We start from the raw sequence: 1,420 nt of genomic DNA on the forward strand, positions 1-1,420 counted from the left end.
ACCGCGAAGTGGTCCGTCATGCCGCCGATGAAGTCGAGCATGCGCCGATAGCTGCGGTAGAGGTCCCAGTCCTTGGTCGGCGTGTTCTCGCCGATCAATGCCAGCACACGTTGATGCTTGAAGCTGGAGCGCCCCTTGGTATGCAGCTCATGCGCAGCGCCGATGAAGGCCTCGAGCAGGATACCCAGCGTGGTGTAGGCGCCGATCTCCAGCTTGGCCTTGCGCTCGTTGCGGAAGATCTTCTGGCGCGCCAGATTCTTGGCTTCCCGCACGCCCCAGCCGAGGTCGGGGTGGCAAAGGTCGAGCAGGTCTTCACTGAGCGTGCCGGCCAGCAGTTCCGTCTCGCGCTGCACGAAAGCCTCGGCGACATCATTGACGGCACGCTCCATTGCCGCGCCTCTCAACGCCGCCACCTTGCGCCGCTGGGAGGTGCCGCGGGCGACCATCTCCTGATATTCGCGCGGCTCGCCACCGCTGATGCCGGTGAGAATCTCGAACACTTCCTCGAACTGCAGGATGCCCATCTCGAGGCCATCTTCCAGGTCCAGCAGCGCATAGCAGATGTCATCGGCGGCCTCGACCAGCCACGCCAGCGGGTGACGGCACCAGCGGCCATCGGCCCGCGCCAGCAAACCACAGCGCTCGGCGACCTGATCCAGCAGCACGCGCTCGCTCTGATAGCAGCCGAACTTGCCGCCCGCCGTGGCGTGCTCCACCGTCCACGGGTACTTGAGCAGCGTGCCCAGCGTCGCTGCCGTCAGGCGCATGCCGCCATGGAACTGGTTGTATTCGATCTGGGTAACGATGCGAAAGCCCTGGGCATTGCCTTCGTAGGTGAGCAGGTCCTCGCGCTCGGCATCGCTCAGCCCGGCCAGCCGACCGTGATCACTGGCGGCCTCGGCGGCGAACCAGTCACGAATGGCGTACTCCCCGGCATGCCCGAAGGGCGGGTTGCCGATGTCATGCCCCAGGCAGCCGGTCTGGACGATGACGCCGAGATCCGACGGCGTGATCCAGTCGGGCAACTGCTCCTTGAGCTTCTCGCCGACCATCATGCCCAGCGAGCGGCCGACGCAGCCGACCTCCAGCGAGTGAGTCAGCCGCGTGTGGATATGGTCGTTGTCGGTCAGCGGGTGGACCTGGGTCTTGCGCCCCAGGCGACGGAAGGAGCCCGCGAACACGATGCGGTCGTGGTCCTTGTGGAAGGGAGTCCGCCCCATCTCACGCGATACGGTGCCCGGTGCGTCATGCAGGCGACTCGGTTCCAGCAGTCGCTCCCAGCTCATCGATGACATCAGGCAACTCCTTGGCAGGCGCCGAGTACTGGCGCCGGCGAGCAGATAACAGGTGAATGACGCGCATAAAAAAAGAGAACAGGGATTGTGGCACCCTGTTCTCCTTGTCTCCAGCCCGCTCAGGC

Annotated in this window: 1 protein-coding gene; it reads right to left on the minus strand. The window is 64.9% G+C overall.

Annotation, left to right across the window (positions count from 1 at the left end):
* A partial coding sequence (locus AC4FAH_RS05425; protein ID WP_483236417.1) for a deoxyguanosinetriphosphate triphosphohydrolase occupies positions 1-1,295 on the minus strand: 1,295 nt, incomplete at its 3' end.
* Positions 1,296-1,420 lie beyond the last annotated feature (125 nt).

This window comes from Cobetia sp., from assembly GCF_983723665.1.